General features: G+C 53.6%; 3 protein-coding genes. 2 read left to right on the forward strand and 1 reads right to left on the reverse strand.

Annotated elements, in window-relative coordinates:
• The first annotated feature begins 157 nt into the window (after positions 1 to 157).
• On the forward strand, positions 158 to 643 hold the full coding sequence (locus FJ147_28290) for a sigma-70 family RNA polymerase sigma factor (protein MBM4259783.1): 486 nt from the start codon (positions 158 to 160) through the stop codon (positions 641 to 643).
• Positions 640 to 1,248, forward strand: coding sequence for a hypothetical protein (locus FJ147_28295; protein MBM4259784.1), 609 nt, complete (start codon positions 640 to 642; stop codon positions 1,246 to 1,248). The genes FJ147_28290 and FJ147_28295 overlap by 4 nt, the downstream gene beginning before the upstream one ends.
• 85 nt (positions 1,249 to 1,333) lie before the next feature.
• Here FJ147_28295 and FJ147_28300 read toward each other — a convergent pair.
• Positions 1,334 to 2,319: response regulator (locus tag FJ147_28300; protein ID MBM4259785.1), on the reverse strand; the 986-nt coding region annotated here is incomplete at its 5' end.

Raw genomic sequence — 2,319 nt, forward strand, 5'->3', positions numbered from 1 at the left:
CGGCAAGGAAGTGACGAAAGAAGAACTGGCCACCCTGAAGTTGAAACCACAGGCCTTTCATGGAGAGTGGAATTATTCCTTACTCCCTCGAGCTCACAGTTGTTAAAGTTATTTTTTCTAAAATCCTTACGATGCCACAAGCAAAGTGGTCTTTAGCTTGGCGTTACGGATTGTCCATGAGCGTGACATTGCTGAGGACGTGGTGATTGAAGTCTATGCCCAGGTCTGGGGTCAAGCGCAAACGTACGATTCGCAACGCGGGACCCCTCTAGCATGGCTGCTGACGCTGACGCGGAGTCGAGCGATTGACCTGCTCCGCAGTCGACAACGCAATAGCAAAGACGAGCCAATAGAACAGGCACAACATGTCAGCGCGGACACACCAAGTCCAGAGGACACGAGTGAGGCGAGAGAACGCCAACGCGTAGTCCAGAAGGCGCTAGCAAGCCTTAGTGAGGAACAGCGACAATTGATTGAACTCGCCTATTTTTCTGACTTAAGTCATAGTGAAATTGCAGCCCGCGTCGGACAGCCCCTCGGGACAGTAAAAACACGAATCCGTCTGGGGATGTTACGGTTACGCGAGCTACTTGCACCATCGGAAATGCTCACCTCACACCTGAGCGCAGGACAAGCGTTATGAACCGGAACCACTCTCTTGATGAAAGCCGCGAGCAAGCCGCACTCTATACCGTTGGTGCGCTTCCTGATGAGGAACGAAGTGCTTTTGAGCAACACCGCTTGGTTGACGGTTGCGACGTTTGTGCTGCCGAGGTAGCAGGATTTGCTCCAGTTGTAGAACATCTTGCTTTTGCGACTCCGCTGCAAACACCACCACAACACGTACGCGAGCGGATACTGCAGCAGGCTGTTGCTCAGGGAATGTCTGCGGCCCACCCGACGATCGACAAAGATCAACTGAGATTCGTGAGCGCTGAGTGCATGGACTGGAAACCTGGTAACGCTCCGGGGATTGAGATGAAGGTCCTTTCTGTCGATAAGGAGCGCGGATTCTACACGACATTGGTACGGATGGCGCCTGGCTCGTCTTTGGCGCGTCACCGTCACGTTGGACTCGAAGAGTCCTATGTGATCGAAGGTGAATTGTTCGTGTCAGGAGTATTGATGCGTCCAGGGGATTACTGTCGAGCAGAAGTGGGATCGATGCACGTTGGGGTCACGACAAAAACCGGCTGTGTCTTTATTGCTGTTGCCTCACTTCATGATGAGTGGTTTCTAGAGGCCTGAGGCTCACGCGCACCCTCGTACTACTGGCGTGTCCAGCCGTGCCACCGAGAACGAGCAAGCTGGCTGGTTCTTTCGTGAGGCGTTCTTACAATTCAGCTTTGAGTGCTTCTTGAACGTGCGTGTACTCTTGCTCAATGGCTACTAACAAAGTGCCTGCCTTGTCCGTGGTTTGTGCTCGCCCGACCGCCTCTAACTCTTTACACAGTCCTGCTAACGTCAGCGCGCCAAGTGAAGCACTCGTAGACTTCAGGCTGTGGGCCGTCCGGTATAAGGTCGACGAATCATTCTGAGCGATGGCCTGCCGCGCCGCTTCAAGCAGTTGCGGGGCGTCGTGCAGATAACTGTTAATGATCTTGTGGACGACATTAGGGGCATTCGGGCGTTGCAGGGCACGGATCTGATTCAAGGCCTTGGCGTCAATATGGGAAGGGGCTTCCTCTTCGACAGGCACAGAAACCGTTGCGGAAACTGACGAAGACAATCCTGTATCTGGAGAAGCGTCTGGCCGTACAGTGGCAGCATCTGGAGCGAGAGGCTTCGGGCTTTGCTGGTTAGTTTCGGTTCCTGATGTAGGAGGAAGGTAACGCGCGAGGATGGCAGCCAGACGTTCTTGTGAAAATGGTTTGCTCAGATAGTCATCCATGCCGGCGTCTAAGCAGAGCTGGCGATCTTTCTCCATCGCATTGGCAGTAAGCGCGATGATGGGAATGTGAGTGGTTGCTGGCGGTTGATGATGAGCCGCCGATGAAGAGGTCAAGGAGCCTCGCTCTGAAGCTGACAATTGGCTCTTGGTGGTCGATACCTGTTTCTCTCGTTCGCGAATGCGACGAGTTGCTTCAAATCCATCCATTTCCGGCATTTGGCAATCCATGAGGATGATGTCGTAATGAGTCTGCCCTAAAGCGACCAATGCCTCACGGCCAGTGTTAGCGATGTCTACCTGGAACCCTAAGGCGAATTCTGGAAAAGAAAATCCCCCTATATCAGTCAGGAGTAGCGGGGCGGATGAAGATGTCCCACTTGGGCAACTTGGGATGACGCTCCAGTCGCGCTTCGACCGTCCGCATGGCT

The sequence above is a fragment of the Deltaproteobacteria bacterium genome (assembly GCA_016874775.1).
In the GTDB taxonomy this organism is placed as follows: Bacteria; Desulfobacterota; Binatia; order Bin18; family Bin18; genus VGTJ01.